The organism is Bacillus sp. JJ1533, from assembly GCF_036965045.1.
GTDB lineage: Bacteria > Bacillota > Bacilli > Bacillales > Bacillaceae_L > Ferdinandcohnia.
Window position 1 is genome coordinate 19118 of record NZ_JBALOV010000027.1, and the last position, 16754, is coordinate 35871.

The following is a 16754-nucleotide window of genomic DNA, read 5'->3' on the forward strand; positions in this document are numbered from 1 at the left end:
CTTATTCGGATAAAAATGTCTTTTCAACGAGTTCTACCATAACATCTCCATAATTGGCATTACCTTTGATATTATCTAAAAGGTACTCCAATTCAGGAATGATATCGATCAGCTCAAGTTCGTTGTCCTCTAGTTGTAAAATAACTTGTTGTTTTTCTGAAATAATTTTTTTAAGTGATGGCCAAACTTCTGATGGTAAACTCACATATATAAATTCCTGTTCATTTTCAAGCTTGTAAATGAATGCTAGTGAATCGGAATCAACAAGCATTTGACCACTGGCACGCAATCCTGTTGTGTCAAAATCAGTTTGATCCGCTTTTAGCACTAGTCTGTTGTTAGAATCATTAATATGGCTAATTTCAATACGCTTCTGCATTCGTAATCTCCTTTTTCTCATTTCCAAATCCACACTTATTTTATCATATGTACATCGATTCTTTAAAGAAACTGCTAACCAATTCCTAAAAAAAACGCACTAACATGATATAATAAGACAAACTGTAATAAAGGGCGTTGAAAATAATGTCACAAGAACTTGAAATTGAATTTAAAAATATACTTACGGAACATGAATACCATCGACTACTCTCTGGATTCTCGATTACTGAGGAGAAAACGGTCATACAGGAGAATTTTTATTTTGATACAGCCGAGTTTTCTTTAAAAAATCTTGGTGCCGCCCTCCGTATCCGCGAAAAGAAAGGAACATTTACACTCACATTGAAGCAGCCTGTTGAACGAGGATTACTTGAGACACATCAAGTCTTAACGACTGAAGAAGCAAAACAGATGCTTAATGGCGGTCAAATGATTGAAGGTGAAGTTTCTGCCATCTTAAAAACATTAACCATTAACCCGATGGAAGTTATGTTCTTTGGGTCACTTAAAACGAAACGAGCAGAAGTTGATTATAAAGATGGCTTACTTGTATTGGATAAGAGTTACTATTTAAACAGCAGCGATTTCGAGGTAGAATATGAAGTAACGGACGATGTAATCGGAAAAGAAATTTTTAAAGAACTACTCGATCAATATAATATTCCACTGCGTAAAACAGACAATAAAATTCGTAGATTTTATAATCAAAAAAAACAAATTCTACTAGGAGAGGAACACAGTTGAAAATAGATTTTAAAGTATTGATGGAGCTTCAAGCGTTACGGAATGTTTCAACGGCAAATTCACCTTCGACTAGTAATGACAATTCCGTTTTTAAGGATATGCTATTACAGTTGATGGCGAATACATCTAGTGCACCAGCTGAAAGTATACGGTCGAAGGTTGACCCTTCATCTTTATATACGAATAAGCATTATATACCATTATCGATATCGAACGCTCAATCGTTGCCTGTCTCCACAAGTTTTGATGAGTTGATTCAAAGAGCAGCACAAAAATATAATGTCGATGAACGTTTGATTAGTTCTGTAATCAAACAGGAATCCAATTTTAATCCAAATGCGAAAAGCCATGCGGGCGCAACTGGTCTTATGCAGTTAATGCCTGCAACTGCACGAGGTTTAGGCGTCACGGATATGACAGATCCTGCTCAAAACATTGAAGCCGGGACGAAATACCTAAGAAATATGTTAGACCGATACAATGGTAATATTTCACTTGCATTAGCTGCATATAATGCTGGACCCGGAAATGTTGACAAATATGGCGGAATTCCACCTTTTAAAGAAACACAAAACTATGTTAAAAAAGTAACTGAAAGCTATTTTGGATAACACGAACTCTCTCTGTACTACAGGGAGAGTTCTTTCATTATGACCGGATATTATTTCGATTCCATAAATTTCTTCCTACAAAAAGTGCGCTTTATTTGAGATAAATCCCGTCCATTGATAAAATGTTAATACATTCAACATATGTTATACACTCCTTGCGAGTAGAAAGGGGGTAAGGTCTTGAAACAAACTGAAAATGTGGGTTTCAATCACTCATCTAATAATCGGCCATTAGAAATCTATATGTTTGTTGATCCATTATGTCCTGATTGTTGGGCACTGGAACCCATTTTAAAAAAGCTGACAATTGAATATGGAAACTACTTTACAATTCGCCATATTTTAAGTGGCCGCCTTGCTTCCTTGAATATTCAAAAGAGGAAAAAACCTGCTGACATAGCTCAGGTATGGGAACGCACAGCTAGCAGATCAGGAATGTCATGTGATGGAAGCCTCTGGCTTGAGAATCCAATCGCTGCCCCCCATTCAGTATCAATTGCGATTAAAGCTGCTGAGTTACAAGGTAAAAAAGCAGGAATCCGTTTTTTACGAAAGCTTCAGGAAAATCTCTTTCTAGAGAAACGCGATATTTCAGAAGTCGATGTATTGCTTGCATGCGCGGACGAGGTCGGTCTTGATGTTAACGAATTTAAAAGTGATCTTCACTCATCAAGTGCAGCAAAGGCATTCCAATGCGATTTAAAAATCACATCTGAAATGGAAGTAGATGAAATTCCAACACTTGTTTTCTTCAATGAAAACATTGAAGAAGAAGGACTAAAAATCACTGGTTGCTATCCATATGAAATGTATGTTCATATTATTTACGATATGCTTGGGGAGAAAATAGAACCTACACCACCACCGCCCTTAGAGGATTTCTTAAGATACTTTAAATTTGTTGCCTCAAAAGAAATTTCAGTTCTATATGATTTACCGATACCAGAAGTCGAACGTGAAATGAAGAAGCTAATCTTAAAGCAAAAAGTGGAACAAGTTCCTGTCAAATACGGAACGTTTTGGAGATATATAGAATAAAAGCGCTGGAGTTAAAAATTGAAAAACGAAAAAGACTTGAACCCGATTGGTCCAAGTCTTTTTTCTATTTCAATAAAGGGGATGGGAGAAATTTCACTTCAAACAAAGGGGTGTTGTTTGTGTGATTACTTCTTGATTACATAATAACAAGGTTGATAACCAGTTTCAACTATTTGTACATTTTTTCACAAAGTTGTCAAATTCCAATTCTTAAAACGTATGCTTGGACATAGATATAAAATATATAGTAAATTTAGCGGAATTAACGAAAAACTTATAAAACTATGGAGGAATTAAAGATGAGGAAAATCGGGCTGATAATCGGGACTTTCATGATCATCATCACCTTTGGACTAAATATATTAGGATTAATGAAGTTAATCCCCCTTTATATTACAACCCCACTTTTATTTCTTTCATTACTAGTTACCATCGTTATTTATAATCACCGAAATCGTTTCAAGGGTTTTCGTTCCTGACAAAGGGCATCCAACACGGATGCCCTTCTTCATTATTGCTTGTTTAATAATTCTTCCATTTCAGTTAGCTTAGCTTCGAATACCTTACAAGCTTCTTTTATTGGATCTGCAGACGTCATGTCTACCCCTGCATTTTTCAATACCTCAATTGGATAATTAGAACTTCCAGCTTTCAAGAAATTGTTTATATATCGTTTAACAGCAGGCTCGCCCTCTTCTAAGATTTGCTTGCTTAACGCCGTTGCCGCACTATAGCCAGTTGCATACTGATATACATAATAATTGTAGTAGAAATGTGGGATACGTGACCATTCTAAACCGATTTCCTCATCCACGACAATGTTTGTACCAAAGTATTTTTTATTAAGGTCATAATACATTTCGGTTAATAAATCAGGAGTTAACGCTACCCCTTCTTGAGCCTTTTTATGAATCAGATGTTCAAATTCTGCAAACATCGTCTGACGGAATACAGTTCCTCTAAATCCTTCAAGCTGATGGTTTAAAAGATATAATCTTTGTTGGTCATCTTCAAGGGTTTTCAATAAATAATCACCTAATAGAGCTTCATTACAAGTAGAGGCTACCTCTGCTACAAAGATGGAATAGTTTCCATAGGTGTATAGCTGGTTATTCCTAGTATAGTAGCTATGAACGGAGTGGCCAAACTCATGAGCTAATGTAAATAGATTGTTCACATTATCCTGCCAGTTCATAAGGATATATGGATTTGTTCCATAAGCTCCTGATGAATATGCTCCACTTCTCTTTCCTTTATTCTCATGAATGTCCACCCAACGATTTTCAAAGCCTTCTTTTAATACATGTAAATAATCCTCACCTAATGGAGCAAGCCCCTTAAGGATATAATCCTTTGCTTCCTCATAGGATACCTCCATTTTTACATCCTTTACAAGTGGTGTATAGAGGTCATACATATGAAGCTCTTCCACACCTAGTGCTTTTTTGCGAAGGTCAACATAGCGATGTAATAATGGCAAATGTTCATTGATTGTATTCACAAGATTATCATAAACGGTCTCGGGGATATTATTGCTTCTTAAGGCTGCCTCTCGAGCAGATTTATAGTTACGAATACGAGCATTAAAATTATTCTTTTTGATATTTCCACTCAATGTGCTTCCAAACGTATTTTTAAATTTGCCGTATGTATCATAGACAGATTTAAACGCTTCTTCTCTTACACGTCGGTCTGAACTTTCGAGGAAGTTAATATAACGACCATGTGTAATTTCAACCTCTTCCCCATTCTCATCTTTGATGGTTGGGAATGTTAAATCTGCGTTATTTAACATACCAAATGTGTTGCTTGAAGAATCCATTACCTCATATGCTTGTGCAAGTAATGCCTCTTCTTTTGCAGAAAGAACATGTGGACGTTCACGGTTGATATCACTTAAGGCATGCTCGTATACCCTCAACTCCTCTTTTTCTGCTAAAAAGGATTTGATTTTTTCTTCATCGACAGATAGAATTTCTGGGACGATAAAAGCAAGTGCACTTCCTACCTGTGTGTATAGATTTGTAGCACGATCATATAAACCTTGATAAGAAGAATTTGACGTATCTTGGTCATTGCGCATATGTGCGTATGTATAAAGTTTCCCCATTCGTAGAGATATTGCGTCTTGATATGCTAAGGCTTCATACAGCTTATCTGCTGATTCGCCTAGTTTACCTTGAAATGCTTCAATTCCAGGAATCATCTCTTTTACTTCAGCAAACTCTTTTTCCCAATCTGCATCTGAAGCAAATATATCTTCTAATCGCCATGTATCCTGCTCGGCAATTTCATTCCGATTCGGGAGCTTTTTTACATTTGATTGTTCAGCCATTTTGATAACCTCCTATTTGTTATTCATTAAAAAGTATTCTCTACCCCTTTGATTATCTCCTTTTTTATGAAAAAAGTTCAAGCCTTTTGAATTTATGTTAACTTAGTTCTCTACCAATATTATGTTGTTCCAATCCAACTTCTTCATGCTTTCCAACACTTTCCAACAGGTTTTCGTCCATTTTACAAGCTTCCTCTAGATTCGTTGGTACTTCAAAATCCTTCGTTTTTTCATATTTCGTCTTCGAAAGTTTTTTTAGCTTGCCTGTAATGACAAGTATATTTAAATATTCCTCAGCTGCAAGTGAATATTGGGTATGACACACCAGTGGCAACTGTCTAATCATAATATCTTTTGTATCCAATCGCTTTGAGATGACCTCCATTACTTTTGAAAAAAAGAATGTATCACCTCTCCTCAGAAGAAGCAAAAGATCTAGCAAAATCCACATCTGCCAAATCATCGGCGGTGTATGGAACCAGTAGCCTGACGGAACGGGTAATCCTGCTTCAGCAGGTAAATGGGCTGGTGGAATTCGATTTTGATAGAGGGTCGTCAAGAATGGAGTCAAATGGTTAGATGAATATCCGGAGTAGCTTGCCCTCCACTTTTGTTTTTTTCTTCCCCAAAAGTGTTGAAAGGTAAACGGGGGATTGGGAGGTGCTAATAGTGCTGAAAAGGACATCATATTTTCATGCTTAACATGAATGGTACAAAAAGCTTCACTAGTCGTAAATGGTTGAAGATTCGATAGTTTAACGAAGGTAGATGTTTCTGGGCAGTAATAAAGAATACTTGGCTGGATGAATTGATTAAAGGAAGTGGCAAAAAGCCATTGAAATGGTGGTAGTCGAACCGTATAGGTAGACAACCGTTTAAACCATTTAGCACCTAAAATCCAAATAGGCACAATTCCTTCATTTTTATAGGAATCTGATCTCTTCTTAAATAAGGAAAAATCAATTTGGGAGCATTGGTACTCAATTGCGAAGTGTTTGGTTTGAGTGGAAACTAAGAGGTCTGGACGTTGTGATATTTCGGGTAAAAATGGCTCCAGCTTAACATCATAGCCTTGGGCGTGAAACCAATGATAAAGCTGCCGTTTACCTTCTAGATGGTATTCTGACTCAGGTTCAGTTTTAACTGTGCATTCGGATCCTTTTAAATGTGCAAAATGATGAGTCTTTTTCATACCCGCCTTAAGCTGAACCTTGCTTTGACATGCTGGACAATGAAAAGTCTCCTGCTTTCGAAGCTTAAGCAATTCTGAACGCTCCCATTTTTCCAAAAGTGATAGGTATTCACCATTTTCACGTAAAGCAACAAACATGGCCTCATCTCCTACTTATTTTTAATGGCTCCTTAAAAATAGCACAGATGACGGGGTTGCACAATCTAAATATTATGAACATTTCACTTAAAAAAGCCGATTTCAGAAAATGAAATCGACTTTCAATTATATCGAAAAATATTTAACCATTTCTTCTAACGCATTCTCATTCATGATTTTTTTACCATATTCTTCAATTCTATGAATCGACATAGCTGATTCCTGCCCATATTCCAAGACGATACTAAGCATATCTTCAAGTTCATCTTCAGTATAAACTTCCTCGTTGAATTCGATAAATAAATAATACTTATTTTCGAAGGAATACAAGGAGTTGCTTAATCCCTCAAGCTGGATTCGATGTGCAAGAGATATAACATCCTCAAAATCTTGAAATCGAATTAAAAATTGGAAGTTTTCTTCTTCAAATTCTTCGATAAAATCCTTGTCCTCATATTTTGTATGAAATTGCTGATCGAGTAAGGATTCGATTTTTTCATCAACATGAATTTTATCGTCACCAACAGGAAGCTCATATTTATTACCATCTTTTGAGAGCTGTGCTCTGGTTACAAGAACCTCTAACCCTTTTTCTAACGCCTGGACTTGGATCCATAGTGGACCATCAATCGTAAATTCTTCTTCCTGATGAATTTCGTCCATCATCTCCCAAAAGAGCTCTTCACTTCTCTCCCGGTTATACCAAATTTCTTCACGTTCAAATCCACGCTGCTCTATGTCATTATATGAAATATAAAATTTTACTGTATGTTCGTTGATTCGTTCGATTTCCATTACAGAACCTCTCCCTTCTTGCTCAGTTTTTGAAGGGACGTTATACCCCCGAGCCAGATGCTCTTTTATTCACTTTTCCCATAATTGTTGCAGAATAACCTCAGGATAAGAAAAAGTCTAATCTTGTACTTTATTTTATGTTAAAAGCTATGAGAATGGAAATAAAAAAGGCTATTTTTATAAAAACAGTTGTTTTGCCCGGTTTTTATTCATACATTAATGAATACGGTTAAGCAAGATTCGGGTACCTTCTGTTTTATGTACCATTATAATACGAAACGCGATAGAAAACGAGTAAAATGTCCTATTAAAGAAAAAAACTCCTACGTTAAAGTAGAAGTTTCTTGATGTTAGTTGACTAAGCGCTGCGCTTCTTTTAGTTGGAAGGTACGAACTTTTCTTGGTAGAAATCTGCGAATTTCGTCCTCGTTATATCCTACCTGAAGTCTCTTCTCATCGATGATAATAGGTCGACGAAGAAGACCAGGGTTTTCTTGAATCAATTTGTATAAATCCTGAAGAGGCATAGTCTCCAGATTTACATTTAATTTTTGAAAGACCTTAGAACGAGTTGAAATGATTTCATCTGTTCCATCTTCCGTCATACGTAAAATTTCTTTGATCTCTTCGATTGAAAGAGAATCTGAAATAATGTTTCTTTCTTGATATGGAATTTGATTTTCCTCTAACCATGACTTCGCTTTTCGGCAAGAAGTACAGCTTGGAGAAGTATAAAGAGTAACCATTAACCTTATCACTCCCTTAAAAGTAGATTATTACTTAACAATCTGCATGATTGGTCATGGATGTGTATATTCCTAAATTAAAATGACTTTAATTAAGTAATTTCTTTAATTATTATACCTCAAATTTTCTGAGAAAGATAGACAATTTTAAAGAAAACTTAAGATTCATTCACTCTTTGATACTCAATGCTTTTAATCGACAAACAATAGGCATTCACAGCCTTTTAGTTTCCCAGTATTAAACATTTTTTAAGATATCCCGATTATCATTATTATTTTTAAATGATAATACTTCATCAACGTCTTCATAGGAATCTCCATAAAACTCTTTGTCTTTATATTTGTGGATTTCTTCATAAGTCTTTCTCATCGCTTCAAAGACAAGTTCTTCGGGTTGATTTGTTGGTGACCAATATAAAATTTCCATTTGATTACGTTCATTTGTTGCTAATGACTTACGTTCATATCCAATTGAGGTTGCATGCTCAAATCCTTCTCGTTTGTAGAACCTTAATCTTTTTTCAGTGTCTGAGTCATTATAGTTAACGGGTTCAACCTCTAGGATTATTGGTTTCCCTTTTTTCTTTAGTTTTTCAATGAGTTTATGTCCTAAGCCTTGTCCGCGAGATTCTGATGAAACAAAAAGATAGTCAATAAAAATAAAGCCTTCCAACTCCGCATACATAAGAACATGGTAAGGTCCTTCATCTTTATAATAAATATTTCCTTTTTCCTGTAATAGTGTTTCCATATGTTCTTTTGATTTCATTTCTTCGATTGGAAAATACTGATTTAATTTTTCATACCAATTCATACATCTTCTCCTTGTCATTTAATGGGACATACTTAGTGTATGCAATTTCAGTAAGTTTGTTCTAAAATTAGATATTCCCTCTTTTATTCAAACTAAACTTCGAATAGAATAGAAGTAAGAAGAAAACCTTTTCATGGAGGGGTGTTCATGGCAAACTACATAATGGATTTAGGTCTAATTGCTGTTCTCATCATTGGTATTACTGCCTTGATGGGTGTTATGGCAAATGGAATTGGGGAACGAGTTTTTGGTGGCAAAACCGGTTCTGATATTGTTAATCGAGATTTACATGTAAAAACAGGATGGAAAAACGTTGGCGGACGAAAAAAATAATAAAATGAAGGCTGGCCCAAAGTCGATTGGGCCAGCCATTTTATTGTCTAGCTTCAGGCGCCATCGGCTCTCTGGTCATAAGCCAATCGCTTCGGAAGGTAAAAGGCACCTTTTGTCAGCGCTCGTCTTATGCTTGACTTGCACAGGAAGTACTGACATCGACGTTCGCCACAGGACGTGGCGGTAGTTAGTCGATGTTCCCCAAGGCAGGCGCCTTACGCTTTTCTTATTATGGAGTGTAGTCCACGCCTTTTGTATAGGTATTTGCAGCGTTCCATAGTAAAAATTCATGGATCCCTTGGTCTTGCAATCCTTTTATTTGCGCTTCTATTTCAGCTTTTCCGTAAACCGTATAATTTCCTTTTCCCAGCCAACTCGCTGTAAAGTCTTGAAGCCATGGTCTTGAAATAGGTCTGTTTTCGATTTGGTTAAGTTTATGATTTTCAACCTTTGCATATTCAGAAACTAAGCGATATGGTTCTAAGTCTGGACGTGGAATTCCAAAATATGAAGTCCAATGACTTGGGTAAATCATCGAAGAGATCACATCGACATGCTCGGAGATCTTCGAAAAGTTTTGCCCAATGCCGGGTGCTTCAGGCAATGTTGCTGTATATCCAAAGATATCCACCGAAACCTTTATATCATAGGGCTGTAATTTTTCTTTTGCATAAGCCACAAAATCAGTCACAGCAGCAACTCTTTTTTGAACATTGTCTATATTTGCTTTCTCGTATTCCCCCATGCTATATGTTAAGGTTTGATCACGTCTTTCAAACCCTTCTGGAAAACGGACATAGTCAAATTGAATCTCTTGAAATCCAAGCTTTGCAGCTTCAATTGCAATCCCTACATTATAATCCCAAACCTCTTTTAAAAATGGATTCACGAACGCCTCCCCACGCCCATTTGTCCAAACTTTGTCTCCTTCTTTAAAGGATAATTCCGGTCTATTCTTTGCCAATACTGAATCCTTAAATACAACAACCCTTGCAATCGGATAAATTTGCTTTTCCTCAAGTTTTTTAATTAGTGATGCTGGGTCTTTAATATAATCCTTACTAATTCGTTGATATTTCGAGCCTTGTGGAGGTACATAAGTCAAATAACCAAAGTCGTCCTTCACATCAATAACCATTGCGTTTAGATCCGTCCCATCAATTAATTGGACAAGTTGTGGAAAACGATTGCCTCCAGCGGAATGGGCTGAAACATAAATACCTCTAATAGCGTCAGGATATTCAAATTGATATCCAGACTCAAATTCAAACCGGGTAGCCGTTTCTGGAATTGATTTTTTAGATAGTACCATTTTACTTTTTGGATGAGATTCTAGCGTGAGTATTATATTATCTGCATATCCTGTTTGATTAACAAATATAAAACCGAATCCGATTACGAGGCTTATCATTAAAAAAGTGATAATTTTCTTCATGTCTTCCTCCTTCCTTTTAACCACTCTAATAACCATTCTAAATGAACAATCGTGAAAATTATACAAAATTAGACAAACTTTTCATATATTCAGTATTTATTTTAATGAATGAGTAAGTTTGTCTTTATAAGAATAGTTTCCATTTTAATTCTTGTGATATAACTGGTAATTCCCTGCAGAAAATTAAAAAAGTGGGACAAGGTGTACCTGTCCCACTAACTGTATTGTGCTTTATATTCTTTGTATTCCTTTTCCGAACAAGCCACCAGATGTCCAGGTCTAATTTCTCGGAGCTTTATTTCTTCATTCTCTGAATACCCATGTTCTTTTGGATCATAACTTAGTCGTTTTCGATTTCGCTCGTAATTAGGGTCTGGTAGTGGTATTGCGGATAACAATGATTTTGTATATGGATGAATAGGGTTTGTGTATAAATCGTTTGCATCTGCAAGTTCGACGATTTTCCCGAAATACATAACGCCAATTCGGTCACTAATGTATTTTACCATTGATAAATCATGTGCAATAAAAAGGTAAGTCAACCCTTTTTCATTTTGGAGCTTTTTCATCAAATTGACGACTTGGGCTTGAATCGATACATCTAACGCAGAGATTGGTTCATCGGCAATAATAAAGTCTGGTTTTACAGCAAGTGCACGTGCGATTCCTATCCGTTGACGCTGGCCTCCAGAAAATTCATGTGGATAGCGGTTAGCATGCTCGCGGTTTAAACCAACTGTCTCCAAAAGGGAATAAACTTGTTCCATTCGATCACTATTGTTTTTCGCAAGCCCATGAATATCAATACCCTCAGCCACAATATCCGCTACGGTCATTCTCGGATTTAAAGAAGCGTAAGGGTCCTGGAAAATCATTTGCATCTTTCGGTTAAACTTTTTTAACTCTTTTTTAGACTTCTTCCCGTGAACATTTTCTCCATTAAAAATGACTTCGCCACCTGTGGCATTATATAAACGGATAATCGTTCTACCTGTGGTTGATTTTCCACAGCCAGACTCACCTACTAGACCTAATGTCTCGCCTTTGTAAATATCAAAAGTGATTCCATCCACTGCTTTAACCATATTTGGCTTTCCCACATTAAAATATTGTTTTAAATTTTTGATTTCGACTAATTTTTGTTTTTCAGCCATTTATTCATCATCCTTTCTCTGTTGCTTTTCGGATGATAATTTTTGAATTCTGCGTTTTACCGCTTCTGGCGGCTCCACCTTGGGTGCATCAGGATGAAGTAGCCATGTTGCTGCATAATGTGTATCCGTAACCTTAAACATTGGGGGTTCCATTTCATAATCAATTTTCATAGCAAAACGATTTCTTGGCGCAAACGCATCCCCTTTCGGAGGATTTGTAAGGTCAGGAGGTGACCCGGGTATTGCCATAAGTTCTGTTTGATTATCATTGTCAAGGCTCGGCATGGACGACAATAATCCCCAAGTGTAGGGATGCTTCGGATTATAAAAAATTTCATCTACGGTTCCGTATTCAACTATCTTTCCTGCATACATAACCGCAACACGGTCTGCGACGTTGGCAACGACTCCTAAATCATGCGTGATAAAAATAATCGACGTTTCCAATTTCTTTTGAAGGTCTTTCATTAACTCCAATATTTGCGCTTGAATGGTTACGTCTAATGCCGTAGTTGGTTCATCTGCAATTAATAATTTTGGGCTTGACGCCAAGGCAATTGCAATCATAGCACGCTGCCTCATTCCACCACTAAATTCATGCGGATATTGATTGACCCGCTTCTCTGGGCTGGGTATTCCAACGAGTCTTAGAAGCTCAACTGCACGATCTTTTGCGTTTCCCTTTGACATATTCTGATGCTTAATTAATACCTCCATTATTTGCATACCGACCTTCATTGTTGGGTTAAGGGAGGTCATTGGATCTTGAAAGATCATCCCAATATCCTTTCCGCGAATCTTCTCCATTTCCTTATTGGTTTTTGGAACGAGATCATCCCCATCAAACAGGATTTGGCCTTTCGTAATTTTTCCTGGAGGCATTGGAATAAGCTTCATGATTGTTTGCGAGGTTACACTTTTACCCGAACCTGATTCCCCCACAATTGCCAGTGTTTCCCCCTTATACAAATCAAAATTCACACCGCGGACAGCTTTTACCTCACCCGCATAGGTTTGAAACGAGACTTCAAGGTCTTTTACTTCTAATAACTTTTCCATTTACTCACTCCCTTACTTGCGCAGCCTTGGGTCTAATGCGTCTCGCATTCCGTCCCCTATTACGTTAAAAGCAAAGATCGTGATACAGATTAAGATAGCCGGGAAAAACAAACGCCAAGGATAATATTCAAATGCTGGCAAACCTTCCGAAGCCATTGTTCCCCAGCTGGCAAGTGGTACCTGTACACCTAAGCCAAGATAACTTAGAAAGGATTCAGTAAAGATTGCATTTGGAATCGTTAACGTCATCGTAACTAAAATCGGTCCCATTGAATTTGGAATCAAGTGCTTAAACATAATTCGCTTGACATCCGCACCTAGCGTTTGAGCGGCAAGAACATATTCCTGATATTTCAGCTGTAAGACTTGTCCTCTCACAATCCTGGCCATATTAATCCAGCCCGTAATCGTCATCGCTAATATCATGGTGCCTAACCCTTGCTCTAATATAACCATAAGTAAAATGACTAAAAGCAAATAAGGTACGCCATATAAAATATCAGCAAATCTCATCATAAATTCATCAACTTTTCCGCCCATATAGCCGGATATGCCGCCCCATAAAACCCCAATAAAAAGGTCAATAACAGCAGCAGCCAGTCCAATAAATAAAGAGATTCTGGCTCCTTCCCACGTCCTTGTAAAAACATCTCTTCCCAACTCATCTGTCCCAAACCAATGCACACTTGATGGAGCCTCATTGGCATGGGCAAGATCTGTTGTCCGATAATCAAATTCATTCATCATTGGGCCAAAAATGGCCATGATTAATAAAAGAATTAATAGAACCACACCTGCTACTGCCAATTTATTTTTTTTAAATCTGGATGTGACATCCTTCCAAAAGGATAGACTTGGTTTTGAAATTTTTTCAGCTTCATTCTCATTGATAGTTGCAGGTGTAAACAATTCTTTTGGGATATTCTGCATATGTTACTCTCCCTTCTTCGCCCCAGAAAGCTTAATACGAGGATCAATAAATCCGTACAAAATATCGACAAGGAGAACAGAAATCAAGAGTAAGATACTATAAAACACAGTGACTCCCATAATCACGGTATAATCACGGTTTGTGATACTCGTTACAAATTCGTCCCCTAATCCAGGTATTCCAAAAATTTTCTCAATGACAAAGCTTCCTGTTAAGATTCCTGCTGTTAACGGACCCATATATGAGACAACCGGTAACATCGCATTACGTATCGTATGTTTAATGGTGATTGTCGGTTTCGTTAATCCTTTCGCACGAGCCGTTTTTATGTAATCATTGCTCAATACCTCAAGCATACTTGAACGAGTTAATCGAGCAATAAAGGCCATTGGTGAGGATGCTAGGGCAATTGCTGGTAAAATGGTATGCATAAAAGATTCCCATCTTGCCACAGGAAAAAGGTCCAGTTTAATAGCGAACACATATTGCAAGACCGTAGCTAAAATAAAGCTTGGAACTGATATTCCTAAAACGGCAACAATCATCGCCGAATAATCCTGCCATTTATTATGATACATTGCAGCGAGCACACCTAAAACCACACCAAAGGCAATCGCGATTAAAATGGCCTCAAGCCCCAAAAAAAGGGAAATAGGAAATCCATTATTGATGATTTCATTGACTGTCATTGCTTTATATTTAAAGGAAGGACCAAAATCCCATCTTGCCACATCATATAAATAGTCAAAATACTGTTTATATAGTGGTTGATCCAGACCATAATGAGCATTTAATGCTGCTTCAATCTCAGGGGGAACTTCTTTTTCCTTTGTAAAAGGACCCCCCGGGGCCGCTTGCATTAAGAAAAATGTGGCGGTTACAATCAAGATGAGAGAAACGAGCATGTAGAGCAATCTCTTAATGATATATTTTGCCACTTTGAACACCTCCCAATCACATACGCTTCAAAAAGTAAGGTATATAGGCCAACTATATACCTTACTTTACTGTGGTAACTGCTTATTTTTACTTACTCAAAGTAAGCCCACTTAAATTGAGCATCACCTAATGGTGAGATAACAACACCTTTTAGATTCTCATTTTGAACCCAGTTGTTTGTGTAGAAGTAGATAGGTGCAATTGGCATTTCACCAATTACCACTTGCTCGGCTTCTTTCAGTATTCCTAGGCGCTTATCTTTATCCGTTTCTTTTGCTGCTTGCGAAAGCAAATTATTAAATGTTTCGCTTGTCCAACCTGTATCATTATTACCTTTTGGTTCAGTAAAAATTTCAAGGAAGTTTACAGCGTCATTGAAATCAGCTAACCAACCTGTACGAGCAATTTGGAAATTGCCTTGGTCTACATTATCAAGAAACACGTTCCATTCCGCATTATTAAGTGTTACTTCCACTCCTAAATTTGTTCTCCACATATCTTGAATTGCCTGGGCAATCTTTTGATGCCCTTCGGAAGTATTATAGGAGAGAGCAATTGGAGGAAGTTCAGAAACGTCGGCTAAACCAAGTTCATCTAAACCTTTTTGTAAATGTTCCTTTGCAGCCTCAACATCATTATCTTTGAAATAACCGTTCTCATTTTCTTTTAATATGGTCGTTGGAACTAATGCCATTGCTGGAATTTGTCCACCTAGGGCAACGTTATCTACTATCGCTTTTCGATTAATCGCATAAGCAAATGCTTTACGAATATTTTCATTCTGAAACGGCTCCTTATTAATATTAAATTTATACCAATACGTTCCTGCAATTGTGCTTTTTTTGAGTGTTCCTTCTTTTTCTAAAGTAGGAATAACATCTGTCGGTAATGCTGACATAGGCGCCCCAGCCCAGTCCAATTCACCTTTTTTGAAACTCTGATACTCTGTATTCGGGTCATTAATCATATCCATTGTAATTTTTTCAAGTTTAACTGAATCTGCATCCCAATAATCCTTATTTTTTTCAAGCGTGATTGTTGCTGATTTATCCGCAATCACAAATGGGCCATTCGATACATAAGATTCATCAACACGATTTGCCCAATCAGGATTATCCTTTGCAATCTTACTATTCACAGGAAAATACGTATAAAAGGCTGTTAGTTCTAGAAAATAAGCAGTTGGGTTTACTAATTTAACCTCAAGCGTTTTATCATCGATTGCTTTAATACCTACATTCTCCATTTTTTCGATTGTAATATCTGGTGAATTGTATGCGTCTTTTGCCCCTTCAATATAATTGTATATTTGTGAAGCATAATCAGATTGATTCCCAGGGACCAGTACCCATTTCCACGCATATTCAAAATCATGAGCAGTAACAGGATCACCATTGGACCATTTGGCATCGCGAATGGTAAATGTATAAGTTTTTCCGTCCTCTGATACATCTATTTTTTCCGCCATTGCTTCTTCTGCTTCTCCATTTTTATTGATACGTGTCAAACCTTCAAAGGCATGGGTAAGGACAACCCCAGATGTTGAGTCAGTTGCTAAGCCTGGGTGTAATGTTGGAGGTTCAGAACTAATATTGATTCTTAGTTCTTGCTTTGCACCTTCCCCCTCAGCTCCGCCTCCTTCTTCGTTATCATTATCAAATGTGCCACAGGCGGAAAGGACAAGGGTGCTTGCCAAAAATATGCTTACTAACCTCGATAATTTTTTCATTAGATAACCTCCCAAATATGTAATTTGCTTGATTTGTTTCGAAAAGATATACGCTACTTATGTTGTTTCAAAACATATCTTCTTATGCGTGTTAGCATCCTATGTTTTACCATTTTTTTCGCTTCACTACTTGCAATTTAGATTGAAAAGAATATAATAAAAATAATATGAATAACGTGCTATGAAGAAGAGTAGTACATATGAATACCATTTTTACAGAGAGTCTGTGGTTGGTGTGAACAGATAATGGAGCATATGGAATGGACTTATGAGCATCTATGCTGAAAAACAAAGTAGGCTTTAGACGTGTTCCTTACGTTACAAGGATACGAGAGATTTTACTCACTAATATGGGTAAAATAACTAGGGTGGCAACGCGG

General features: G+C 37.0%; 17 protein-coding genes and 1 other annotated feature (1 of these 18 cut by a window edge). Of the genes, 5 read left to right on the plus strand and 12 right to left on the minus strand.

Features of this window, described 5'->3' with window-relative positions; all coding sequences use genetic code 11:
* Window position 1: 1 nt before the first annotated feature.
* Complete coding sequence (locus V7138_RS14555) at window positions 2-379, minus strand: hypothetical protein (protein ID WP_335398564.1); 378 nt, start codon at window positions 377-379, stop codon at window positions 2-4.
* Between the two features lie 146 nt (window positions 380-525).
* Between V7138_RS14555 and V7138_RS14560 the strand changes: the two genes are divergently transcribed.
* From V7138_RS14560 to V7138_RS14575, 4 genes are all read left to right on the plus strand, one after another.
* The gene (locus tag V7138_RS14560) at window positions 526-1125 is read left to right on the plus strand and encodes a CYTH domain-containing protein (protein ID WP_335398566.1); all 600 of its coding nucleotides are present in this window, start codon (window positions 526-528) and stop codon (window positions 1123-1125) included.
* Window positions 1122-1736, plus strand: coding sequence for a lytic transglycosylase domain-containing protein (locus V7138_RS14565; RefSeq protein ID WP_335398568.1), 615 nt, complete (start codon window positions 1122-1124; stop codon window positions 1734-1736). Before V7138_RS14560 ends, V7138_RS14565 begins: the two co-directional genes overlap by 4 nt.
* Before the next feature lie 180 nt (window positions 1737-1916).
* Window positions 1917-2774 carry a ClpXP adapter SpxH family protein gene (locus tag V7138_RS14570; RefSeq protein ID WP_335398570.1) on the plus strand — a complete coding sequence of 286 codons (858 nt, stop codon included), beginning with the start codon at window positions 1917-1919 and terminating at the stop codon, window positions 2772-2774.
* A 332-nt stretch (window positions 2775-3106) separates the two neighbouring features.
* The gene (locus V7138_RS14575) at window positions 3107-3253 is read left to right on the plus strand and encodes a hypothetical protein (RefSeq protein WP_438824362.1); all 147 of its coding nucleotides are present in this window, start codon (window positions 3107-3109) and stop codon (window positions 3251-3253) included.
* Between the two features lie 32 nt (window positions 3254-3285).
* Here the strand turns inward: V7138_RS14575 and pepF are convergent, their stop codons facing one another.
* The 5 genes from pepF to V7138_RS14600 all read right to left on the minus strand — a co-directional run bounded on the left by pepF (window position 3286) and on the right by V7138_RS14600 (window position 8794).
* Window positions 3286-5109: an oligoendopeptidase F gene (gene pepF / locus V7138_RS14580; protein WP_335398574.1), complete on the minus strand. Its 1824-nt coding sequence runs from the start codon at window positions 5107-5109 to the stop codon at window positions 3286-3288.
* A 97-nt stretch (window positions 5110-5206) separates the two neighbouring features.
* The gene (locus V7138_RS14585; RefSeq protein WP_335398576.1) at window positions 5207-6439 is read right to left on the minus strand and encodes a competence protein CoiA; all 1233 of its coding nucleotides are present in this window, start codon (window positions 6437-6439) and stop codon (window positions 5207-5209) included.
* Between the two features lie 126 nt (window positions 6440-6565).
* Window positions 6566-7234: an adaptor protein MecA gene (gene mecA, locus V7138_RS14590; RefSeq protein WP_335398578.1), complete on the minus strand. Its 669-nt coding sequence runs from the start codon at window positions 7232-7234 to the stop codon at window positions 6566-6568.
* Between the two features lie 350 nt (window positions 7235-7584).
* Entirely contained in the window at window positions 7585-7980 is a 396-nt protein-coding gene (gene spxA, locus V7138_RS14595; protein ID WP_099354197.1) for a transcriptional regulator SpxA, read from the minus strand.
* A 238-nt stretch (window positions 7981-8218) separates the two neighbouring features.
* Complete coding sequence (locus V7138_RS14600; RefSeq protein WP_335398580.1) at window positions 8219-8794, minus strand: GNAT family N-acetyltransferase; 576 nt, start codon at window positions 8792-8794, stop codon at window positions 8219-8221.
* A 147-nt stretch (window positions 8795-8941) separates the two neighbouring features.
* Here V7138_RS14600 and V7138_RS14605 point away from each other — a divergent pair, with 147 nt between their 5' ends.
* Window positions 8942-9127, plus strand: coding sequence for a hypothetical protein (locus V7138_RS14605; RefSeq protein ID WP_335398582.1), 186 nt, complete (start codon window positions 8942-8944; stop codon window positions 9125-9127).
* Window positions 9128-9356: 229 nt separating this feature from the next.
* Here the strand turns inward: V7138_RS14605 and V7138_RS14610 are convergent, their stop codons facing one another.
* The 6 genes from V7138_RS14610 to V7138_RS14635 all read right to left on the minus strand — a co-directional run bounded on the left by V7138_RS14610 (window position 9357) and on the right by V7138_RS14635 (window position 16374).
* Complete coding sequence (locus V7138_RS14610; RefSeq protein WP_335398584.1) at window positions 9357-10562, minus strand: putative glycoside hydrolase; 1206 nt, start codon at window positions 10560-10562, stop codon at window positions 9357-9359.
* Between the two features lie 215 nt (window positions 10563-10777).
* Window positions 10778-11716: an ABC transporter ATP-binding protein gene (locus V7138_RS14615; RefSeq protein WP_335398586.1), complete on the minus strand. Its 939-nt coding sequence runs from the start codon at window positions 11714-11716 to the stop codon at window positions 10778-10780.
* Entirely contained in the window at window positions 11717-12775 is a 1059-nt protein-coding gene (locus tag V7138_RS14620) for an ABC transporter ATP-binding protein (protein WP_335398588.1), read from the minus strand.
* Between the two features lie 12 nt (window positions 12776-12787).
* Window positions 12788-13705: an ABC transporter permease gene (locus V7138_RS14625; protein WP_335398590.1), complete on the minus strand. Its 918-nt coding sequence runs from the start codon at window positions 13703-13705 to the stop codon at window positions 12788-12790.
* Window positions 13706-13708: 3 nt separating this feature from the next.
* Complete coding sequence (locus V7138_RS14630) at window positions 13709-14644, minus strand: ABC transporter permease (RefSeq protein ID WP_335398592.1); 936 nt, start codon at window positions 14642-14644, stop codon at window positions 13709-13711.
* Window positions 14645-14736: 92 nt separating this feature from the next.
* Window positions 14737-16374, minus strand: coding sequence for a peptide ABC transporter substrate-binding protein (locus V7138_RS14635; RefSeq protein WP_335398593.1), 1638 nt, complete (start codon window positions 16372-16374; stop codon window positions 14737-14739).
* A gap of 172 nt (window positions 16375-16546) precedes the next feature.
* Window positions 16547-16754: a binding site (T-box leader), on the plus strand; it runs 18 nt beyond the window's last position.